Annotated in this window: 11 protein-coding genes; 4 read left to right on the top strand and 7 right to left on the bottom strand. The window is 48.7% G+C overall.

All coding sequences use genetic code 11. From position 1 onward, the window contains the following. The first annotated feature begins 39 nt into the window (after window positions 1-39). Window positions 40-2,073: a tetratricopeptide repeat protein gene (locus tag ACEW9O_RS02900; protein WP_373548616.1), complete on the top strand. Its 2,034-nt coding sequence runs from the start codon at window positions 40-42 to the stop codon at window positions 2,071-2,073. 4 nt (window positions 2,074-2,077) lie between these two features. On the opposite strand, the gene ACEW9O_RS02895 is transcribed toward ACEW9O_RS02900, so the two are convergent. Further along, on the bottom strand, window positions 2,078-2,821 hold the full coding sequence (locus ACEW9O_RS02895) for a LytR/AlgR family response regulator transcription factor (RefSeq protein WP_373548615.1): 744 nt from the start codon (window positions 2,819-2,821) through the stop codon (window positions 2,078-2,080). Window positions 2,822-2,984: 163 nt separating this feature from the next. Then, window positions 2,985-3,968, bottom strand: coding sequence for a M23 family metallopeptidase (locus ACEW9O_RS02890; RefSeq protein ID WP_373548614.1), 984 nt, complete (start codon window positions 3,966-3,968; stop codon window positions 2,985-2,987). 441 nt (window positions 3,969-4,409) lie between these two features. Between ACEW9O_RS02890 and alaS the strand changes: the two genes are divergently transcribed. After that, window positions 4,410-7,037 carry an alanine--tRNA ligase gene (alaS, locus tag ACEW9O_RS02885; RefSeq protein WP_373548642.1) on the top strand — a complete coding sequence of 876 codons (2,628 nt, stop codon included), beginning with the start codon at window positions 4,410-4,412 and terminating at the stop codon, window positions 7,035-7,037. 464 nt (window positions 7,038-7,501) lie between these two features. Here the strand turns inward: alaS and rplS are convergent, their stop codons facing one another. From rplS to ACEW9O_RS02870, 3 genes are all read right to left on the bottom strand, one after another. Beyond that, complete coding sequence (rplS, locus tag ACEW9O_RS02880) at window positions 7,502-7,882, bottom strand: 50S ribosomal protein L19 (protein ID WP_373548613.1); 381 nt, start codon at window positions 7,880-7,882, stop codon at window positions 7,502-7,504. Window positions 7,883-8,033: 151 nt separating this feature from the next. Beyond that, a complete protein-coding gene (locus ACEW9O_RS02875; protein ID WP_373548612.1) occupies window positions 8,034-10,301 on the bottom strand; it encodes a PKD domain-containing protein in 2,268 nt (755 codons plus the stop codon). 89 nt (window positions 10,302-10,390) lie between these two features. Then, window positions 10,391-12,736 carry a PKD domain-containing protein gene (locus ACEW9O_RS02870; protein WP_373548611.1) on the bottom strand — a complete coding sequence of 782 codons (2,346 nt, stop codon included), beginning with the start codon at window positions 12,734-12,736 and terminating at the stop codon, window positions 10,391-10,393. Between the two features lie 50 nt (window positions 12,737-12,786). Here ACEW9O_RS02870 and ACEW9O_RS02865 point away from each other — a divergent pair, with 50 nt between their 5' ends. Beyond that, window positions 12,787-13,383, top strand: a complete 597-nt coding sequence (locus ACEW9O_RS02865) for an L-threonylcarbamoyladenylate synthase (protein ID WP_373548610.1) — start codon at window positions 12,787-12,789, stop codon at window positions 13,381-13,383. 459 nt (window positions 13,384-13,842) lie between these two features. Here ACEW9O_RS02865 and ACEW9O_RS02860 read toward each other — a convergent pair whose 3' ends face one another. Continuing rightward, window positions 13,843-20,691 carry a PKD-like domain-containing protein gene (locus ACEW9O_RS02860; RefSeq protein ID WP_373548609.1) on the bottom strand — a complete coding sequence of 2,283 codons (6,849 nt, stop codon included), beginning with the start codon at window positions 20,689-20,691 and terminating at the stop codon, window positions 13,843-13,845. A gap of 174 nt (window positions 20,692-20,865) precedes the next feature. Further along, window positions 20,866-21,708 (bottom strand): dihydropteroate synthase, encoded by an 843-nt coding sequence (gene folP / locus ACEW9O_RS02855; protein ID WP_373548608.1) that lies wholly within the window; start codon window positions 21,706-21,708, stop codon window positions 20,866-20,868. 75 nt (window positions 21,709-21,783) lie between these two features. On the opposite strand from folP, the gene ACEW9O_RS02850 reads away from it, so the two are divergent. Beyond that, the gene (locus tag ACEW9O_RS02850) at window positions 21,784-22,992 is read left to right on the top strand and encodes a DUF4230 domain-containing protein (RefSeq protein WP_373548607.1); all 1,209 of its coding nucleotides are present in this window, start codon (window positions 21,784-21,786) and stop codon (window positions 22,990-22,992) included. Window positions 22,993-22,995: the final 3 nt, after the last annotated feature.

Genomic DNA, 22,995 nt, shown 5'->3' with positions numbered 1-22,995 from the left:
TTAATCTACTTTAACCCAAAACGATAAACAAATTACTTGGTGAAAATTTTAAGCTACTTGTCTTTGCCTGGTATTTATCTTCCTGCCCTGTTGTGCGGGTTGATAGTGCTTTGCACACGGGCAGGTTACGCTCAGCTGACTCCGTTTGATCCTCAAAAACGCGCTGAACTGGAGCAACAATTGTCTCAAGTTGAGATCAAACAACAAAGGGCAACTGTATTACTGGATTTACACGACCAACTGATGTATTCCGAGCCCGTTCAGGGATATACCTACAATGATGAAGCCTTTAGCCTGGCCAAGGCATTGCACAATGATGTGCTTTTGTCCAGGGCATACGGAAACAAAGGCAACCAAAGTTTCGATGCTGGAAACCTCAACCAGGCGCTTAAAAATTACCTCAAAGCCTGTGCACTAATCAGTATCGAAAAACAACCCATCCTCACCGCCCTGCATTATTCCAATATCGCCAATGTTTTTGCCCTCAAAGGAGACTATGCAACCTCAATGGAGTACGCTTATAAAGCGATCGATTTATGCAAAAAAAGCCCCGATGGTTTAAACCTAAGGTGCCATACCCGAGCCAACTTGGCAGAAAGTTATACCAATCTTCAGCAATTTGAAAAAGCCGAATTTTTACTAAAGCTGAACCTCCAGGAATTGCATTCGATTACCTCTCCAACGGTCGAGGCAATGACCCTGAACAACCTAGGCATCATTTACCGTAAAAAAGCGCAGCCCATTCTGGCTATTGATTACCTGCAACAAGCCATTCAAGAATCTGACCCTTTTGGCTTGAACTATTTCACCTCTAGCATTTGTGCCAATCTCAGTGAACTCTACCTCAGTGAACAGGAACCCAAAAAAGCCCTGCCCTTTGCCCGCCGCGCCCGCCAGCTCAGCATCGAGCATGGCGATGCTCAAGTGCAATGCATTTCGAGTCGCAACCTCGCGCAAATCTTTTTGAGCCTCAACCAACTGGATTCAGCTGATTATTATGCAAAATATGCGTTGAACATTACCATTTACAAGGGAATCCAGTCCCTACGCCCCTCGGCCTTACGCACCTACGCAAAAGTGCTAAAACGACTCAAACAATACGATGCCAGCCTTCAAGCCCTGCAACAGGCCCGGTTGATCAGCGATAGCATTTTTTCAGAAGACATTAAAATCCAATCTACGAAGCGCCTGGAAGCTTTTTCAATCCTGGAGACCCAACAAAGCATGGATAGCTTTTATGCTGATCGCATCAGTCAGGCTAAATCGATCCGTTGGGTGACGGGTATTGCGATTGGATTGGCATTCTTGATTGGGGTGGGTATTTATTCCCTCTACCAGCAGCGTCAGGGGGCGAATAAAATCCTGACTGATAAGGGCAGCGCCATCGAAGCCCAACGCAAAGAGTTGTATAGCCTGAATCAGGTTAAAGATCAATTGTTTAGTGCCCTTGCTACCGAACTCCGAGCGCCCTTGGCAGCCATACAAGGACTACTGGCTAATCTGGATCAGGGCGCAAATGCACAGGAGCAATACCAGGAGCATTTTTTGAGCCAATTGCAACAACAAACAGTACGTACCATTACACTATTAGAGGATTTGTTGTTCACCGCCCGGGTGCAAATGCAGCAGTACCAGCCCTTGCGCCAGGAATTCCAACTCAAATCCCTGATTGAGGAGGTCCACAAAAACATTCGCTTGTTGAGCAGTGGTAGCTTTGTTCCGATCCTATACCATGTTCCCTCGAATCTGGATTTGTACAGCGATCCAACGATGCTCAAAATGATCCTGCGGAACCTGCTCCTGATCGTGGCGCAACGCCCCGGCAAAAAAGAAGTCCCCGTCACCTTGAGTGCTTGGCGTGAAGGGGACTCGGTTAACATTAGAATTGCCGATGTGGAAGAAGTAGACCGTCAGCCGGATCCATACCCGCATCCGGTTAACGCTTCCAGCCATAAACCCTACTGGGACATGCAACTCATCCGCACTTTTGTGGAGGGTTATGGTGGGGAGTTGCGGGAGTGCCCGGAGGGGAAGGGGTACGATTTGGTGCTGTTGGATGCGCAAGGGGCGTAACCCCCTATTTCAACTGCTCCAACAACTTCGACACATTGTCCTTTGTAAACGGCAACTGCGTCCCATTGCGCATCAGCACCACGCCATCATCTTTCATGATCGAATTGACGTGCAGGAGGTTGATCAAATGGGAGCGGTGTATGCGAAAAAAGTTGTTGGCGCGCAGCAAGTCTTCATAGTGGCCGAGCGGCTTACTGGTGATGTACTGCTTCTTATCGATGGTATAAAACTGCGAGTAGGGCCCGGAAGCTTCGATGTTGACAATCTCTTCTACGTCCAATACCACTACCTTGTCTTGGGTATTCAAAACCAGGCGATTGAAACGTGAATTTTCGGACTGAATTTCCTTCATGGCGCTGCGCAACACGTCCATTTGTGAAAAAAGGTCTTCTTTTTTGGAGCGGTTGATTTTGTTGATGGCCTCGCTCAATTCGTTGGCTTGTACAGGCTTGAGCAGGTAGTCCACTGCTGCGTAGCGAAAAGCTTTTAGCGCGTATCCTTCGTGGCTGGTTACAAAAATAACCGGTGTATCGTTGGGACGCAACAAATCCAAAAAAGCGAATCCATCAATTTCCGGCATCTCTACATCCAGAAAAAGCAAATCAACCGGATTTTGGCGCAAAAACACCAGTGCATCAATGGGTTTATTAAAAATAGCGGCGATTTCTACATCAGGAGCGACTTGTTGCAACTTGCGTGACAACAATTCGGTATACAGCGGCTCATCATCTACAATAACCGTTTTCATCAAATGTGTTTACTTCAAATCTTTAAATCAGGCGTGGAACAGCAATGGAAACGAAAGTTTAACATTGCTTAGGCGAAAATACGCATCTTATTTGTAAAATGCAGCAAGCCTCTCCAGATGACTGAAGAGGCTTGCATAGTAAAATATCATAAAATATTCAGAATCAGTCCATAGATTGATTGGCACCCTCTGCAGCTTTTACCAAAGTTTGATATTCTTTTGGTGAAAGGCCGTCCAACACATAATGAATCGGGTTAACCTGTTTCCCTTTGAGGTGCACTTCGTAATGACAGTGTGGTGCGGTAGAGGTGCCAGTACTCCCCACTTTACCCAGCGGTTGGCCCCGTTTCACCCTTTGTCCGGCTCGTACTTCGATGGAATTCATGTGGGCGTACAAGGTTTCGTAGCCGTAGCCATGCGAAATGATCACACATTTGCCGTAACCACTGTGGTATTCCGCTTTTTTGACCACTCCATCTCCAGTAGCCTGGATGGGAGTGCCTTTGGGCGCGGTGAAATCAAGCCCATAGTGCATCCGGGGCACTTTGTACACCGGGTGAATCCGGTATCCAAAACCTGAAAGCAAGCCGACCATTTTGGCCAATTTGTCCGAACGCACCGGTTTGATGGAAGGAATGGAAGCCAACATTTTTTCTTTGGCGTTGGCCATGTTGATGATCGTGTCGAGAGATTTGGATTGAATCACCATTTTTTGCTTCAAACTGCGGACTTTGTCTAGGGCATTGATGATCGAAGCGCCGCCGTGTTTGAGATCGCGGAAACTCAGGAATTCATCGTGACCACCAACCCCACCTTCCCAGATGTTTTGGTCGATTGGGTTCATCCCAAAAATGGTGCGGTAAGCATAGGAATCTCGATCGTTGAGGTGCTTCATTTCATCGTTGATGGCTTGTAGGTCACCCTCCAGTTTTTCGTAGTGGGTTTTCATCACCTCTATTTCTTGCAAGAGGAGTTTTTCTTTAGGGGATGGAAAGTACTTGTACAGTACGATCGACAACAAAAATGCAGTAAAAACTGCTGAACATAAAAATGTTAAAGCTCTTGATGCTATGGTAAGCCAACTGATCTCTACTTTTTCAAATCGAAGTGTTTGAATGTTGTAGATGAACTTTTCTCTTTTTCCCATGACGCTAGTTATTGGTCAATGTGACTGAATTTGCGGATTTTTTCTCTTGATATGTTGCTGAGATGGGACCGTAAAATAGCTTCCTTCGTGGTTCTTACTGGCGTGGAAATAGTATAAGCTGCGACCAAATTAGTTCAGTGTGTTGATTCATCCAAAAATTTACATCTTTTTTTTTCCACATTATCAACATACGCCCTTTGGTTCACACTCTTTTTTTCCTGCTTTCTGGGGAACTTATGAAGGAAAATTGACCGTTTTTCAAAAAAAATTGCTTTGTTTTGCCTCACTTTTGGGGCAAGCAGCAGCAAATATCGAAACAGATTTCCAGATTGTGGCATCCTTTAAATTTTTTTTAACAGTTTTTTAACCAAAAATCAAATTTAAAGGATTTTATATCTGATAATGCTCCATGTTTTTTGCTTTTAAATACAAAGACTTATGATGACCGCACGCGAAATTCGCCAGGCTTTTCTCGATTTTTTCGCTTCTAAAGCACATAAGATTGTTCCCTCCGCCCCACTGGTGAACAAGGATGACCCTACTTTGATGTTCACCAATGCGGGGATGAACCAGTTTAAAGACTACTTCCTGGGCAACCAAACCCCGGAAGTGCGGCGCATCGCCGATACCCAAAAATGCCTGAGGGTATCCGGCAAGCACAACGACCTCGAAGACGTAGGCTACGACGGCACCCACCATACCATGTTCGAGATGTTGGGCAACTGGTCTTTTGGAGATTATTTCAAAGAAGAAGCCATTGCCTGGAGTTGGGAATTGCTAACCGATAAAATGGGTCTGGACAAAGAGCGCCTCTACGCTACCGTATTTGAAGGTGACCCCGCGGCAGGCATCCCTGCTGACGACGAAGCCCTGGAATTCTGGTTGCGCGTCTTGCCCAAGGAACGCATCTTGTACGGCAACAAAAAAGACAACTTCTGGGAAATGGGCGACACTGGCCCCTGTGGCCCTTGTACCGAAATCCACTATGACACCCGCAGCGACGAAGAGGTGGCCAAGACGCACGGCGCTGGCCTCGTGAATGTAGATGGCTCTGGTGTAGTAGAAATCTGGAACAACGTATTCATCCAGTTCAACCGCAAAGCCGACAAGTCGCTGGAAGTACTGCCCGAGCAACACGTGGATACCGGGATGGGCTTCGAGCGCCTCTGTATGGTCATGCAGGGCAAAAAAGCGACTTACGATACGGATGTCTTTACCCCTTTTATTCAATACATCGAAAAGGTATCGGGTAAAAAATACACCTTTAGTTACGAGCGCGACGCCAAGTCGGACATCGCCATGCGGGTCATTTCCGACCACATCCGCGCCATTGCGTTTACCATTGCTGATGGGCAATTGCCCAGTAGTTCTGGCGCCGGGTACGTGATTCGCCGCATCTTGCGTCGTGCTGTACGGTATTATTATTCTTTTTTGGACATCAAGCAGCCTTTCTTGCATACGCTCATCCCGATGTTGGCGGATGCTTTCGCCGGTGCTTTTCCGGAATTGAAAGCCCAACAAACGCAGGTAGCCCGCATCATTGAGAGTGAAGAAACGGCGTTTTTGAATACACTGGAGAAAGGCTTAAAACGTTTTGCAGATTTGGACAAATCTTCTGGCCAAATCAAAGGTGAAGATGCTTTTGACCTCTATGATACCTTCGGTTTCCCGATCGACCTGACTCAACTATTGGCTCAGGAAGGAAACATCCCGGTCGACATGGTAGGCTTTGAAGCTGCCCTGCAAAAACAAAAGGAACGCTCCCGGGCCGATGCGGCCAAAGTGGTCGGCGACTGGCTGAGTGTGAATGACGGCGAGGTAAAATTTGAAGGTTACGACACTCTGGTGGTCGAAAACACCAAAGTGCTGAAATACCGCACCGTCAACGTCAAAAACCAGGATCAGTACCAATTGGTGCTGCAGGCGACCCCTTTCTACGCCGAAAGTGGCGGTCAGGCGGGCGACCAGGGTTACCTCATCGTAGGTGCCGACCGCATCAATGTACTGGATACCCAAAAGGAGAATGACCTAATCATCCATATCGTGGACGAGTTCCCGGCCAACCTGCAATTGCCCGTCAAAGCAGTAGTGGATGCTGAGCTGCGCCAGGCGATCTCTACCAACCACACGGCTGTTCACCTCATGCACGCCGCGCTGCACCGCATCCTCGGTCACCACGCGACCCAGAAGGGGCAAAATGTGGATGACCAGCGTTTGCGCTTCGACTTCAACCACTTCCAAAAAGTGAGCGACAGTGAAATGCGGCAAATTGAGGACATGGTCAACGAAAAAATCCGTGCCAACATCCCCCTCGATGAAAACCGCAATATGCCCATCGAAGAAGCCCGCAATTCGGGCGCGATGATGCTTTTTGGGGAAAAATACGGCGATGTCGTGCGCATGATCACTTTTGATCCCACTTTCAGCCGCGAATTGTGCGGTGGAACGCATGTTCAGTCCACGGGCCAAATTGGTTTGTTCAAAATTCTCTCCGAAGGCGCTGTAGCTGCTGGAGTACGCCGCATCGAGGCCATCACCGCCACACATGCCGAAGCTTTTGTACGCAGTGAATTGCGCGAACTGGACGCCATCCGCAGCATCCTGAAAAGTAAGGGCGAAGCGGCCAGAGCCGTGGCTACCCTGCAAGATGAAAACAAGGAACTGCGCAAAGAAATTGAGCGCCTCGTGGCGGCTCAAGCCTATGCGCTCAAGGATGGCCTGATTGCCAAAGCAGAAACGGTAAATGGAGTCCAGTTCATCAGTGCCCGCTTGTCGATCAACGACCAGGCTGCGCTGAAAAACCTGGCTGCCCAAATCGACAATGAGTTGGGCAACGCCGTGATTGTATTTGGTGCCGTGATCAACGACAAACCCATGGTGATGGTCACCATCAGCAAATCGCTGGTAGAGAGCAAAAAATTACACGCGGGCAATATGGTGCGCGAACTGGCCAAAGAAATCGACGGCGGCGGCGGCGGTCAAGCCAATTTTGCTTCTGCTGGTGGAAAAAATGCGGCTGGGCTGGATCAGGCAGTAGCGAAGGCGAAGGAGCTGGTGGCTGGTGTTTAAAATCGAGCTTTGAGCTATAAACAAGGAAAGCCCAAATGTACGTCTCTGCATTTGGGCTTCTTATTTTAACGTAGATTTGGATTTATTTGTCTTGAATGTCAATGAATTGGCTTGTTTTTTTTGGCAAAAAAAACAAGCCATCCACAACATTTTTTACCGCAGAGTTTCTCAGAGTAGACACAGAGTTTCTCAGAGTTTGGGCCACCTACGGTGGCTAAGAGTACTCAGAGGCGCATTGAATGAACACTAAATGCCAAACAATCAAATTTTAATCGTAATCGACCTCCAGCCGCCAGAGGTGGCGAAACTCCTAAAAACTAATAAACCTCCGCGAAACTCTGTGTCTACTCTGCGAAACTCTGCGGTAAAAAAATCATTAATTCAGATCTTACAATAGTACAAAAACAAAAAGAGGATTCCAGCCATACAGCCGAAATCCTCTTTTATGTGGAACCAAAAAACGATTACCCCTGAACTTGGGTAACGTTCTTTTGGAATTTACGTTCCTTAATGCGGGCTTTCTTACCAATGAGGTCACGCAGATAGAACAAACGAGCACGGCGTACTTTACCACGCTTGGTTACTTGAACATCAACGATATTTGGAGAAGCGAATGGGAAAATACGCTCTACCCCAACGCCATTGGAAATTTTTCTTACGGTGAAAGTTTTAGTTGCTCCAGTACCTTTAACCTGGATCACATCACCACGGAAAGACTGGATACGCTCCTTGTCTCCCTCGATAATCTTATAGTTCACCACTACATTATCCCCAGCGCGGAAGGCTGGAATCTCTGCTCCTCTAACCGGAGTCAACTGCTCATGAACAAACTTTATCGCATCCATCACGCAAAAATTTTACTTTTTTCTTTAGCCGTGCAAAGGTAAATGTTTTTTAGAAATGAAAAGGTTTTTTACTAAAAAGTTTTTAAATTAAGATGGCATATGGCTCGGTCTTTAAACAAACCGCCCCGTTGGGACGCACGGCTGTGCGTCTCTACCGCACAAGGGTCACAAAGCCCTTGAGTTCATAAGGGTTCCCTCGGGGATCACGATAAGTCACCAACACCACGTAGACGCCCGGTGGCGATTCTACCCCTGTATTGAACTTGCGGCCGTTCCAGCCTTGATTGGGTTGATCGGTTTGGTACACCATTTCGCCCCAGCGGTTCCAGATGGTAAAATTGAAGGATTTGGCACCAGCCATCACCCCTACCCCTTTAAATTCATCGTTGACCGAGTCGCCGTTGGGCGTAAAAGCATTGGGCAAAAAATAGCGCACTTCTGGTCGGATGTCCAGAAGTTTGTCCAGGGTATCCAGGCAATTGACCGAATTGACCACAATCTGCCGGACAATGATTCGCCCAGTATCCGGGGGTGAAAAACTGGGACTTCGCTCCGTAAAGTTTCGGCCATTGCTGAGTTGCCAATTCCAGCGAATGGCCCCTTGTGATTCATCGAAGAGGTTGATGGTAGGCGTTAAATTGGAAGCGATGGGCGGATCGATCATAAAGCCTGCCGTTGGTGAAGGTCGCACCTTGATCAAATTGGGAAACACCGTATCGGTTTTACACCCGATCGGCGAAGTGATGTCCAAAGAAACGGTAAACACTCCAGCGTCTTCATAAGTATAAGTAGGACTTATGACTCTCGAACTGCCCCCATCGCCAAAATCCCAGTCGATTTTATACGTGGAATCGATCGGGAAGGACAAATTGTTAAACTTGACCCTCAGTGGAGCGCAGCCCTCTGAGGCGCTTGGCGAAATCACGAGCAAGGCTGGCACCGGGAAATAATTGATGGTTTTGGTGACCTTTTCAACACACTTGTTGGTGTCCCGAACGGTGAGTGTCACCGGGATTTTGCCCGGACTTCGGTATTGGTGTTCCGGGTTTTGTCGCCTACTGGTATTTTTGTCCCCCAAATCCCAATTCCAACTGGTGAGAAATTTCCCACCTGAAACCGACTTATCGGTAAACTTGACTGGCCCGGCCACACAGGTATCGTATTCGTATTCAAAATCGGCATCTAAAGCCGGGAAGATGTTGACAAAAATTTTGGCGGTATCCCCACATTCTGTGCCTTTGTTCAGAATGAGTCGCCCATTGTAGGTGCCGATTCCAGGAAAAAGGATCGAAGGTTCCCATTCGGAAGAAGTGATCTTGCGGTTGCTCAGGTCAAATTCCCAGTCGAAGGTTCGGATAAAAGAACGTGGGGTACTTTCGTTGATGAACTTGACTTCGGTCGGCCCACAAGAGTTGACGAGGTATTCCTTGTCTTTGATTTTGATGTCCTCCTTGATGTCTGCTAGCAATTTGGGATCACATTTGGCCACGTTGAACTGAAAGTCTCGAAAAATTCGACTCAACAATACCCCATTGCGGTATTCGGATACGCATACCCCTACCACATATTGCCCAATGGGGTTGGGTTTCCCGGTGATCAGTCCGGTTTGTGAGTTGATGCTCAATGCGGGGTCGCCACCAATGGGGCTAGTTGCGGAATACAAAGGTGGGCGAAAAGGAATAAACTTGTAAGGTGGAGGGCAGCCGGGATCAGGATAGGCACCATCACAGGTATTGTACACAAAAGGCTCCAGGTTATTGGCACCGCCATCAAAAGGTGGGCAAAATTCATACACCAGTTGATCTCCGTCAGCATCGCGAGCCGAGTGGTCGTAATTGAGGTTGAAATTGGCACAAACTACAGTAGGTGGAAAAGTATTGAACTCTGGGCTATTGTTGCACAAGCGTTGTGCCTCGGGGGTGATTTCCACCATATAAGTCGCGCCCCAGGTGTCGGGGTTTACAATATTAGTGATGGTTTCATTGCGACAGCAGCGTTGGTAGCTGATGAAATAACTGTTGTCCGGGCTATTGGGCAAACGAATCCCGTAACGACTCAGGCGAAAGATGTAGATGCCCTCTTCGGTACAAACTGCGGGCGGTTCCAAGCAGGGATAATCCGGACGGTCAATATTTCTGCGCTGCGTTAAGGGTACATCTAGTTTGGCAAGGGCACTATTTTGTCCATTACAAAGCGCAGTTGGCCCACAACGATAGATCCCAATGAAGGCCACAGGATCAATCTCGGCACAACGGGTACAAAAACAATCGCGGTACACTTTGAGGGTAAATTCATAATCGCCATTCCCCAAACAGCGGTAAGTCATCGAACCACCAATGATGTGGCGGCCATACAAAGCAGCAGGAATCAGGGCAAACCAAAAAAGCACAATTCGGCTCCATCTCATAGTATTCTTCATATCCGGTGTCGTATCTTGGATTAGACGCTATGCACACAAGGTCGCTTGGCCATAGAGTCTACGAAAGTCACAATTTTTTTCCTTAAATTCTACCGCAAAAGGGTGATAGTACCTTGTTTAGTAACTGTTTTGCCAGCAGCAGACTGAAAAACCAGCTGATAAAGGTATACACCCTGCGCACAATTTTCACCCTCGTTGTTCACTTTGCCGTTCCAGGCTGCTTCGGGATCATTGGTTTGGTACAACAAGTGTCCCCAACGCGAATAAATCCTGAACTCGTAACCGCTAAATCCAGGTAGCAGCCCCAATGGTTTAAAGACTGCATTTGTGGCATTTCCGTTGGGTGCAAAGGCGTTGGGAATGTATAAGGCATCCACTGCTTTAATTTTCACCACTTTGGTCACTGAATCCCGACAAAATTGGCCATTGCCGACCACTAGTTTTACCGGGTATTCCCCTTCAAAAGGAAAGGTAAAAACGGGGTTGCGTTCGGTGGACTGGCCTTTTCCGCCAAAGTCCCAGTTCCAGTTGTCCGTTTGAGTAGATGTTTCGCTAAAAGTCACCTCGGGGTTACGCGCACTAGGTTGTTCTGGGGTAAAAGTAAAATCGACACTCGGTTTTTCCACAACTCCAATTGGCGCATTTGCATTGTCTCCTTGTGCACTACAGGTACCCGGAGCAGATAAACGGTAGGAAACCACATACGTACCAGCGTTTGGGTAAGTTTTATTCACCCTAAATCCAGTGCCTTTGGTCCCGTCGCCAAAATCCCATTCCACCAAATAACGGGGATGGTTCATTACGGGAGGCACTTCCAGCGAAAGGTTCAATTGCCCGGTTTGGGTGCAGATTTCCCGAGCTGAGACCTGTAAACGGACGGCATTGGCGGGGGCAGGGAAGTAGTTGATGTTTTGTCGGGCGGTATCGCGGCAACCCGTATTGGTCAAAATGGCCAAACTCACCGGGTAGGTTCCAGCCAGGGCATAATTGTGCTGGGGCGAGGTTTCGGCGGAGCGCATATTGTCGCCAAAATTCCATTCCACGCTGCGGTAAGCGGCGCCCTGGTTCAATTGGGAGGTGTTGTTGAATTGAATGGGGCCAATGTCGCAACCAGGCAGAACGGCGTCAAACTGCGCTGTGACCGAAGGAAAAACCTGCACAAAAACCCTGGCGGTATCCGTACAAACGGTGCCGGGATTGAGGATCATCAACCCCGAATAACTACCCGGGGTGCCAAAATCAAAACTGGCGTCTTTGGTATCCCGCACTTCCGTTTTGCCGTTGATGTTGAATTCCCAACGGTAGGCAAATACTTTATCCAGGCCTGTGCTGCTGTTGCTGAAGTTCAGGTTGGGTTTGTTGCAGGATTTGACCCAAAAGCTCCCTTGTCCATTGCTGCTGTCCGATTTGACGATGGCATCAATGGTAAAATTACAATTGCTGACTTTGATTTGAATGTCGCGGCGAATCATTCCGATCAATACGCCATTGCGGTATTCTTTCACACAAATCCCCATGGTGTATTGGCCCAGGGCACGGGGCAGGGCCCTTAAAATTCCGGTCGTGGAATCAATGCTCAAGGTTCCGGCATTCCCCAAAGGGCGATTGAAGGAAAAAGTAGGCGAAAAAGGCAATTCCTCGTAGGGGCCGGACGTAGCAGGATCGGGTTTGATGCCCTGAGCACTGCTGGCCAGGTGCATGTCATTTTGGCCACCACCCAATGGGCCTCCACCAAGCAAAGGTGCGCAGAGGTGATAGGTCAAACGGTCGCCGTCTTTGTCGACTACTTGTAGTTGGATGGCCGATGAAATGCCGACACACAATTCACTTTTCGGTGCCGCAGTAAACCGTGGGCTGCTACTGAGGTTGTTTTGCGCCTGTGGACTGATTTCTACCGTCAAGGTAATGCCCAAAGTACCTGCGCTATTGGGAATGTTGCCAATGGCTGCATTGCGGCAACATACTTGGTAGGTTAAGGTGTATGCTTGATCCGAACGAACCAATTCCAGGGTGTCGCTGTACACCGCTTCCTCTTCACAAAAACCAGGCGGAACGATCAAGCAGGGATTGCTTTGGTCCGGTAGCACCTTGGTTATTTTGGGATTGCTGATGCGCAAATTGCGCAAGGGCCGGGTATTGTTCCCCAAATAAATCGCAATGGGCACCGAGCGGTCAAAAGACGCGCCGCCATTGCAGTCTCGTACCAACACCAACACCACCCGGTACAACAAAGTATCACTGCCAACCCGCCCACCTTTAAAGCCAACAAACTCATAATTGATTTCCCCCCCGATGATGTGACTGGCCCTTAACGTCGTGGAGCTTACCATACCAGCCAAAATCAGGTATATAGCAAGCAATAAGCGGGTAGGTCGAACCGTTAATGAGGTTTTGAAAATTAGCCTTGTACAAAAATTAGCACTCATTTTACTCATGCGTCTGATTTTGAAAAACAGGGAACAAACCTGGAATGAACTAGATGAAGATGACCTATACCAACGTAAAACACATGGCGCAGCATTACGATTTTGAAGGGGCAGAAAAAATTTTGTCTTCTGGAGGACTTGTACTGTTGCCGACAGATACGCTGTGGAGCATTGCTTGTTTGCCAAGTCAAACCGCTTCACTCAATCGGCTCATTCAACTCAAACGCCAAAATTACGCGGATAATTTTGAGCTCATGGTCAATTCTATCTCCATGCTCAAACATTATGTCGACCATTTGCATCCGCGCCTGGAAACCCTGCTGGCCTATCACCTGCGCCCGTTGACGATGATTTTTGACAATCCATCCAATTTAGCTACCCTAGCTTTGAGTGCCTCCGGGCAAATCCATATTCGGATCGTGCAGGATCCTTTCTGCGCCGGGCTGCTGGAACAACTCAATGAACCCCTCATCAGCACCTATGCACATACCCGTGATGCAGCACCTCCAATCAATTTTGGCGCCATCAGCTCCGAAATCATTCAGGGCGTGGATTATGTGGTGAAATACCGCCAAAATGATAAGAATATGGATGAATTGCCGGTGATGGTGAAGTTGTTGGAGGATCAGGAGGAGCTGGAGTTTGTGCGGGAGTGAGCTTGTCTTTTCTGATTTATCCTCCTTGCAAAATACAATAATCGTGCAAATTTTAACCCAACTCGAACCGCGGCAGCGGTTGAATTTAGAATAGCCCCGGTCGTCCGGGGATTTTCGTTGCCCGGGGTGTTCGGCAACCACGGCAGTGGTTGAACGAGTGCGATTCCTAGTTCAACCGCTACCGCGGTTGCAAAAACCTCGCCTGCAATTTTGACCCCGGACGACCGGGGCTATTCTAAATTCAATCGCTCCGCGATTAGAAATTCGCACAATTTAAGGCATTGCTAAAGGCTTCCTTCATCCTTTTGAAATAGCCTATCTAAATATTCATTAGTTATTATTTCTTATCCTAAAATTTAAAATCGACTTCAAATTTAATTCTTTATAAAACAACAAGTGACGAACCCCGCCCCAAACCCAAGGCGACCATTCGTCACTCGTCATTCCTTCATTCGTCACTTATTTCAGTACCACCATCCGCTTCGTCTCCACAAATTTTGCCGTTTCCAGGCTGTAGTACAACACCCCGGAGCTACGCAGCGTCGCCGCCTCTACGTTCAGCAGATTCCAACCTTTGTTGTACTCGCCCTGAATTTGGTAAAGCACCGCACCCTTCACATCCCTTACCGTCAGCTTGGTTTGGGTGGCTTCGGGCAAGTAGAAGCCAATTTGGGTATTGCCCTGGAAGGGGTTGGGCACGTTTTGCAGCAAGACTACTTTTCCCGCTGCGGGTTGTTGAGCCGCTTCTACCATATAGTCCAGCAGTGCAGGAGCGATCGGCTTTTGAAGCTGGAGCGGTTTGTCCAGGCTGCCTTGTTTTTGTTCCAACTCCTTTGGCTGGGCCGCAATTTCTGGCAAGGCAGGTTCAGTAAACCCAGGGGCTCCTTGCACCGTAACGACTACGTCGAAAGAAGCACCCAGCACATCATCGCCCGTGCCGTTATTGTCGCGCCAGTTGGATCCATTGGTATAGGGTACAATGGTGTACACAACCACGACAGGTTGACGCGTGCGGTTTTGCAGTACATTTTCTTCGAACACCGAGCCACGTGGGCGAGTATACGGCGCTTCACTCACACCTTCCACACTATCGGGATTGCTGATCGCTTGTACCAGGTATTTTTTCCGTTTTTTGGGCTTGATTTGGTTGACTTTGATTTGAGGTGCGGTATTGTGCGGGATGGTTTCGCGGAAAGCCGTTGGTTCCGCCTCGGGGCAACGTTTGCCCATGCTATTGACCTTTACCCGCACAGTGATGGGCTCGCCAATACAACCCGCCGCCTGGGAGCCTACTGGGGTGATCGTGTACACTACTTCGGTGCGTTTACGAGTCAGGTTGATCACTAGTTCGTCGATGGCATTGACGCCAAATGGTACGCCACTGCCACTGCCGAGGCCCAGGCGGGCTTTGCCGTAGGTCGCCGTCCAATTGAAGGTCGCGCCGGGTGCAGCATTCGGGTTGAGTACCGTGATATCCGCTGGAATGCCACTACAAATGGTTTTCCCGGTAGCCGTTGCATCAGGGATGCGGCCAATCACTACGGTGACGGGTTTTACATCGAAGCAGCCTGTACTGGCAACCGTACCTTTGATGTAATACACCCCGGCGTCGGCGCTTTGGGGTGCCGCCAAAGGCAAGGTTGTAGCGGCATCCGTCCAGTATGTGAAAGTCAATCCTGTGCTAGAGCCCGCCGTAATGGCAGCCTCGCGCAAATCGATCAAGGTCGTGCAACGGGGCGCGGGATTGTTGGTCATCAGCACTGGTTTGGCATTTACGGTTACACTCACCTGAGCGTTGTTGGGGTTGTTGCAACCATTGGCGCTCAGGGTATATTGATAAATGACATTCAAGCTACCAGCGGTGGTATTGAGTAAACTTTCATTGATGTTTCCAGTGCCACTGATCGCCCCATTGCTGATGCCATTGACTGCTGCACGAGCCCAGTTGAATTGAACCCCGGTCACATTGCTGCTTGGCGTATACGTAAAAGCCGTGCCACTACAAATGGCGGCAGGATTGAGGTCACTGTTCAACGTTGGAATCGGGTTGATCGACTTGTTCACCGTGAAGGTAGCGGGATTGCTACAGCCATTGGCGCTCAGGGTATACACGTAGGATACAGTGATCGCTGCATTGGTGGTGTTGGTCAAGATTTCGGTGATTGCTCCCGTACCATTGGCAGCAGCATTGCTGATCCCATTTACCGCCGCCCGAGTCCAAGTGAAACTGGTTCCCGTGGTTGCGCTGGACGGGGTATAGGTAAAACTCGTGCCGCTACAACTACCCTCCAATGCCAAACCAGAGCTGAGCGTAGGTAAGGGATTAACCGTCACCACGACACTGTTGCTGATGGAATTAACACAAGTATTGGCGCTAATCAGGTACACATAGGTCACATTGATGGGGCCAGCAGTGGTATTGACCAAGGCTTCATTGGGGTTGCCCGTGCCCTCGGATAAAGTATTGCTGATGCCATCCACTGCAGCCCGTCGCCAAGAGAAAGTAGCGCCGCTGGTACTGCTGGTCGGGTTGTAAGCAAAAGTAGCTCCACTACAAATGGCGGGCGGATTTACAGTACTGCTCAGTGTTGGTTTTGGATTCACCGTCACCCTCACATTGTAAGTCGTTGTATTGACACAACCATCTACATTCAGCGTATAAACATAGGTTACATTGATTGGTGCAGAGGTCGTATTGTTCAGGATTTCATTCGGATTACCAGTACCACTACCCGCTGCATTGCTGATGCCTACGATACTGTCCCGAGTCCAACTAAACGTGGTATTGGGCATCGAACTAGTGGGGGTGTAAGTAAATATCTGGCCACTACACATGACCGGAGCATTAGTCTCACTGGTCAAAACCGGGAGTGGACTCACCTCTACCTCCACATTGAACCCAAGTGGGTTGTCACAAGTGTTGGCACTCAAGCGGTAAACGTATACCACAGTAATGGATCCAGTGGTTGTGTTGGTCAAAACTTCAGCCGGGTTACCCGTCCCATTTGCAGCAGCATTGCTGATGCCTTGCACGGCGGCACGCGTCCAGGTAAAACTGGTGCCTTGAGTTGAACTTTTGGGCAAATAGCTGAAGAGAGCACCGCTACAAATAGCTGGTGCCTGAGCCTCACTGATCAAGGTTGGCAAAGGATTCACGGTCACTTCAATGACACTGGGCAAGGCGGAAGCACAACCATTTGCCGTAAGGGTATACCGGTAAATGGCACTCAATGGCAATTCTGTCGTATTGGTCAAAGTTTCATTGATGCTGCCATTCCCACTGCCAGCCGTATTGCTGATGCCAGTGACAACGGCCCGAGTCCAGGAAAAGGTGGTGTTGGCTACATTGCTGGTCGGTGTGTACGTAAAGGCAGTGCCGCTACAAATAGCGGGCACATTGACCGTGCTGGTCATCTGTGGGCTGGGTTTTACACTCACCGTTACATTCACCGGATTGGGGTTGCTGCACCCACCTGAGCTGATCGTAAATGCATAGACGACATTGATTGCGGCAATGGTAGTATTTTCTAAAACTTCGACCAACTGCTCACCAGTGCCGCTACTTGCTGCATTGGAAATCCCGTTTACTGCTGCTCTGGTCCAGCTAAAAGTAGCATCGAAAGCCCCACTCAATGGAGTGTAAGCAAACTTGTTCCCGCTACAAACGGCGGGCGGGTTGGCATCACTGATCAGCGTTGGAAATGGTTTTACACTGACCACCACATTGAAGCTTTGTGGATTGATACAACCATTGGCATTCAGGGTGTAAACATAGGTGACATTGACTGGCAAAGCTGTGGTATTCACCAATGCTTCATTCGGGTTCCCGCTGCCATTGGCGGCGATGTTGCTGATGCCGCTTACCGCTGCGCGGGTCCAGCTAAAGGTGGTACCTTCTACAGCGCTGGTAGGGGTATAACTAAACACTGCCCCACTACAGATAGCTGGCGGGGTTGAACTGCTGCTCAAGGATGGCGGCTGATTGACCGAAACGGTAACGTTTGAAGTAGCAGGATTGGCACAGCCTGCAGCACTCAAGGTATAAACATAAATGGCGTTGAGTGGCCCCGAGGTCGTATTGACTAGGTTTTCATTGGGATTCCCAGTGCCACTGGCCGTCGCGTTGCTGATGCCCGCCACTGCGGTCCGCGACCAGCTAAACGTTGTGCCTTCGGTAGCACTGGTAGGGGTATAACTAAAGGTTGTCCCGCTACAAATCGCTGGTGGTGTAAGGGTACTGCTCAGCGTAGGAATAGGTTTCACCCGTACTGTCACATTTTTAGGGTTGGGGTCCGAACAACCACTGGCACTTACCGTATAAGCATACACCACTACTACAGTATCGGTAGTTGTATTGATTAGGGTGTCACTAGCAGGTCCGGTTCCATTTTTTGCGACATTGCTGATGCCATTGACAACCGCTCTAGTCCAGGTAAAAGTGACATTGTTGTTGTTGCTGGTAGGCGTGTACACAAAGGGCGTACCGCTACAAATTGCCGCAGGCGTCAGGGTACTGCTGAGCAGCGGGCTGGGGTTCACCGCAACCGTAACATTCACTAGAGTGGGGCTGGTGCAGCCGTTCCGGGTAGCCGTATATTGATACACAACATTCACTGGATTGGGCGTGGTATTGAACAGAATTTCGTTGATCCTACCCGTATCGATCCGCGCACCATTGCTAATACCCATTACTGCAGCACGAGTCCAGTTGAAGGTTGAGCCTGTCAGATTACTAGTTGGAATGTACAGTAAGGCAGCCCCGCTACAAATTGCGGGTGCAGTAGTGCTGCTATTCACTAGCGGGATAGGTTTTACCATCAGCTTCAGACTGGGGGGCATGGGGTTGGAACAGCCATTGGCCACCAGTGCGAAATTGTAGGTCACAACAACCGCGGTATCTCCAGCATTGTTCAGGCTTTCGTTGATGGCAGCGGTGCCCATGCTACTGGAGTTGCTGACTCCATTTACAAAGGTTCGGCTCCAGGTAATGGTCGTTCCAGCAGTGCTGCTAGTAGGCGTATAAGTGAAAGGTATCCCACTGCATTGCATGGCCGCAGCGGTGGAGCTACTTAGTTTGGGAATGGGGTTAACCGTTACCGCCACCCGGAAGGTATCCGGTTGGAGGCAGCCGCCAGCGCTTAAATTAAAAAACTCGTAGGTGACCATTACTGGATTGGTGGTAGTATCATTAAGGGTTTCGCTGATGGCACCCATGCCCGTTGCAGCTGGGTTACTAATTCCCGGCACTGCTTTGCGCCGCCATTGGAAGGTTGTGCCCGGCACATTGGTGGTTGGCATGTACCCAAAACTGGTTCCACTACACACTGCCGGTGGAGTCAGCGTGCTGGTCAGCAATGGCAAGGTTTTAAAACGCACGATGATGGTATCCCGGTCACTTACCGGCATGCTGCAGGTATCCCGCACGATACAAATGATGGTATCGAGATGCGCCAGGGTGTCGATGGTGATTGTTTTGCCTTTTTTGAGAAAATCTCCATTCAAATACCACTCAAAGGTTGCGGTGGTATCCGCCACAACGGCAATGGCTTTGAAGGTAACTGTATCGCCAGGGCAAATGGTATCGCCAGGCATCGCCTCGATGACGACTGAAGTACTGGGGCAATTCGTAAACACGAATCCAGGCAAAGTCAAGGTATCGCCTTCGATGAATACCGCTACTTCGCCAGAAGTGCCATTGCCTACCACTGCTTTAATTTGCAAGGGCGTTACGATTTGAAAAAAGCTGGCCAGCGAATCACCAAAAGTGACTTTGCTTGCGCCAAGGAGGTTGTTTCCAGTGATCACAATGGTATCGCCAGGGCCACCCATCATGGGGCTAAACGACGCAAGGGAGGGCGGGAGGTCAAAGGCAGTGCGGAAGACCGAGACCGTATTCGCATTTTGGTTCACCACCGCAAAATCGGGTATGTTGTCCCCCGTTAAATCTACAATGGAGCTGGCGAAAGGTGCTGTACCAGTAGCCAAATCCACTTTGGTTGCCAGACTGATGTTTCCGTTGGTGCTGTTATTTTTGAAAATAGATACAGTGGATGGAGTCGTTGTAGAAATGGCATTATTAGAAACAGCAACTTCAGGCTTCCCATCGCCATCTAAATCACCAATTGCGATGCGAATTGGAGTGGTACCCGTGGTAAACTCTACTTTAGTGGCAAATCTGACGGTATCAACCTTACTGGTATTGCGCAAGATGGTGAGTTTTACGCCTTGGTCAACTACCAGGGCATCTAGTTTTCCATCTCCGTCAATGTCACCCAAAGTTGTTCCAAAAGGAAAACTACCTGCTTCAAAATCGGCCTTGGCAACAAATGATATATTGCCACTAGTGCTGTTATTGCGTAGGACTGAAATGGTGCCTGTCTGCGCATTCCCTGTAACAATATCTAACTTCCCATCGCCATCAACATCTCCAATGGCGAGGGTAAAAGGTTGACTTCCTACTGGAAAAGTAATCCGGCTGGCAAAGGAAAGTGTATCCACTGTACTCATGTTGCGCAGTACGGATACCGTTCCGGCGGATGAATTGACAATGGCTAAATCAGGTTTACCGTCTCCATCCAAATCACCAATGGCTATACCTTGTGCCGCACCGCCAGCACTGGAATCTACCCGAGTAGCAAAACTCATTTCATTCCCACTTGAGGTATTTCTGAATAAAAACACTCTACTTGCTGTCGAGCTGGTTGCCGCAATATCCAATTTGCCATCACCGTTCAAATCGTCCACTGCAACTCCGGTTGCCCCGGCATTCAGTGCTAAATTGACGCGTGGACTAAAAGACACCGCATTACCGGCACTGTTGTTGCGGTAAATCCTGATCGATTGAGAAATGGAATGCGCAATCACCAAATCTGGCTTACCATTGCCGTCCATGTCACCAGTAGCTAGACCACTGGGCCGTGTTGCAGTCACAGAATCTACTTTTGCCGCAAAAGACATGGCACTAATGCTCAAACCCGAGCTAAATGTAACTCTAAAGGGCAGTGCACTTTGAGCGCGCAACCCACTGGCGGTATTCAATACAGTAATGGGTTGGTAATTGGTACCTACTGGCACCGTAACCATTAGTGTAGTAGCGGTTGCAGCATTGACAGTGGCTTTTACCGGGCCAAAATAAACCACATTGTTGGCCGCAGTGGTGTTGAAGTTGGTTCCGGTGATGGTAACGGTGCTACCGATGGGCCCAGAAGTTGGAGCGAAATTGCTGATGCTTGGAACTTGGGCAGAAAGGAAATTTCCCATCAGGCATGCCGATAGGAGAATGCATAGTTTTTGGATCATAGTATTCATGGTCGTATAATTATCAATAGACTTGCGTTTTAATGTGCCATTCAAAAAAATGGCGCCATTTCAACAAGTACAATTCCCATTTGGCAAAAATAACTTTTTCTATTGTTATGATGGTTTTTTACCCATTTAATCTAAGCAGTAAGTGAAAAAAAATAACAAGCATAGATTTTTTTCTTATTCATTTTCAAGCATTTCCCACAAACGGATCACTTCAGCGGCAGGTTTTACATCGTGTACGCGCAGGATTTTAGCGCCTTGTTGTAAGGCAACCATATGTAAGGCCGTAGTACCATTGAGGGCCGCGACGGGTTCAATTTCCAGCAAGCGATAAATCATCGATTTTCGGGATAAGCCAGCCAAAACGGGGGCGTCCAAAATCTGGAATACCTGCAAGTTTTTTAATAAAATATAATTGTGCGCAAGTTTTTTGCCAAAACCAAAACCAGGGTCGAGTACGATGTCTTTTACGCCCAATGCCCGCAATTTCCCTACTTCGGCAATAAAAAAGTCCAGTACTTCCGTTATTACATCATTGTAGGTAGGGTTCTTTTGCATGGACCCTGGTTGCCCCTGCATGTGCATGAGTACGTAGGGCAATCCCAATTCGGCCACGGTCGGGTACATGTTGGCATCAAGTCGACCGGCAGAAATGTCGTTGATGATGCCGACCCCCAGCTCCGCCCCCACCCTGGCACTGTGGCCATAAATGGTATCAAGTGAAAGAATGGCTTCGGGAAAACGTTTGGCTAGTGCGTCAACGACAGGAGCAATACGTTCCACCTCCTCCTCAGCACTGATGATGGTCGCTCCCGGGCGGGAAGACATGCCGCCAATGTCCAAAATTTGGGCACCTTCGCTCAGCATTTTTTCCGCTTGTTGTACTATGGCGTCCAATGCAGTGAACCGACTACCTGCATAAAAACTGTCAGTTGTCACGTTGATGATCCCCATAATGACTGGTCGGGAAAGATCAAGGAGGCGGCCAGCGCAATTGAGGGTGGTCTGTGGATTGAGCATTGATTTAATTTTTGGCACCCGCAAGGGGTGCCCGTACCGATGTAAATTTATTACTTTTGACCAAAATCTACTGTTATGTCTGAAGGTGGTGACTCCCGTTTGCGCATCAGCCAAACTTTTTTGGCTATCCTGGTGATTGCCTTGTTTGGCTTGATTGCCTATAAATATTTGCCTAAAGGTGCCATGAGTGGCGATGTCACTACTGTGCCTAAGGAATTTCAATTGAATTACCTGCCTGCCGATTTCAACTTCGACATCGACGAAGAAGACGCCCTGGCCATCCTGACCAATCCCAAACGGTACCGCCGGGAATTCAACCAACTGGTGTACGACATGAACATGGCCATCCTGAATCACACCGCCAATCGTATGGGGCTCAGTGAGTCAGTAAAAAAACAACTTCCCAACGAATACGACAAGCACCATGACTACTTGCGCAACTTGTACTTCGATGATTTTTTAGCCATCAAAGACACCACCAGCAGTTTGTACCAAACCTGGTACGACAATGGTTTCAAAAACGCTGCACAAATCTGGTATGAAGTAGCCGCCAAATATACCTGCTATTTGGTCAATAACGTGATGGGCGGCCTCATCCCGATGAAGGACGGTGCTTTTTATGCCAAGGGTAAAAGAGTAGATACACCTTGTGGGATTGCACTCACTGAAGCCCTGGCACCTTTGATGAAACGCATCGAAGAGCGGGCTGCCGTAGAAGACTTCGGTCGATCCCGAGGTCTTTTGCAGGAACGGGTGGAAAAAGTGGTGTCCGAGCTGGCCACTTTTGAAATACGGGACAAAAAGGGCTTAACCAAACAATTCCAGACCAAAGTATGGGGCTTTGCCGTGTCCTCTACCGACCTGGAAATCACTGCCATCAGCATCCTCAAAATTGGTTTCAAACTCGACGATTATTTCGACATCAAACTCAATGGCAAAAGTAAACTGGTCACCGTCACCCTGCCTGAACCAATCATTCTCTCCCACGAGGTGTACCCCAAAATGGACCGCATGAGCATCGGTTGGTTGCGCGAAATCCAAAGTGACGATTTGAATAAAGCATTCAATGTATTGCGTCAAGAGTTTCGCCGCGATGCCCTGAATGCCGATGCGATGGACAAAGCCAAAATACAGGCCCGTGAAGTGCTCAATACCATGATGGGTCCATTGATCAGTTCTTTGGGCTCCAAATACAAACTGCGGGTGATGTTTGAAGAAGGAGATCCCACTCCTGAAGAATTTAAACCTAAAGACCAGTTCAAGGACTTGTCTCCAGAACAATAATCC

This window comes from Haliscomenobacter sp., from assembly GCF_041740695.1.
Lineage (GTDB): Bacteria > Bacteroidota > Bacteroidia > Chitinophagales > Saprospiraceae > Haliscomenobacter.
The sequence above is the reverse complement of the archived record's forward strand: the minus strand, read 5'-3'. Positions and strand labels throughout refer to the sequence as shown.

Bases quoted from the DNA above. Each gene is read 5' to 3' on its own strand.
- ACEW9O_RS02895 (WP_373548615.1), bottom strand. From the start codon at position 2,821: ATGAAAACGGTTATTGTAGATGATGAGCCGCTGTATACCGAATTGTTG.
- ACEW9O_RS02890 (WP_373548614.1), bottom strand. From the start codon at position 3,968: ATGGGAAAAAGAGAAAAGTTCATCTACAACATTCAAACACTTCGATTT.
- alaS (WP_373548642.1), top strand. From the start codon at position 4,410: ATGACCGCACGCGAAATTCGCCAGGCTTTTCTCGATTTTTTCGCTTCT.
- rplS (WP_373548613.1), bottom strand. From the start codon at position 7,882: ATGGATGCGATAAAGTTTGTTCATGAGCAGTTGACTCCGGTTAGAGGA.
- ACEW9O_RS02875 (WP_373548612.1), bottom strand. From the start codon at position 10,301: ATGAAGAATACTATGAGATGGAGCCGAATTGTGCTTTTTTGGTTTGCC.
- ACEW9O_RS02870 (WP_373548611.1), bottom strand. From the start codon at position 12,736: ATGAGTAAAATGAGTGCTAATTTTTGTACAAGGCTAATTTTCAAAACC.
- ACEW9O_RS02865 (WP_373548610.1), top strand. From the start codon at position 12,787: ATGACCTATACCAACGTAAAACACATGGCGCAGCATTACGATTTTGAA.
- ACEW9O_RS02860 (WP_373548609.1), bottom strand. From the start codon at position 20,691: ATGAATACTATGATCCAAAAACTATGCATTCTCCTATCGGCATGCCTG.
- folP (WP_373548608.1), bottom strand. From the start codon at position 21,708: ATGCTCAATCCACAGACCACCCTCAATTGCGCTGGCCGCCTCCTTGAT.
- ACEW9O_RS02850 (WP_373548607.1), top strand. From the start codon at position 21,784: ATGTCTGAAGGTGGTGACTCCCGTTTGCGCATCAGCCAAACTTTTTTG.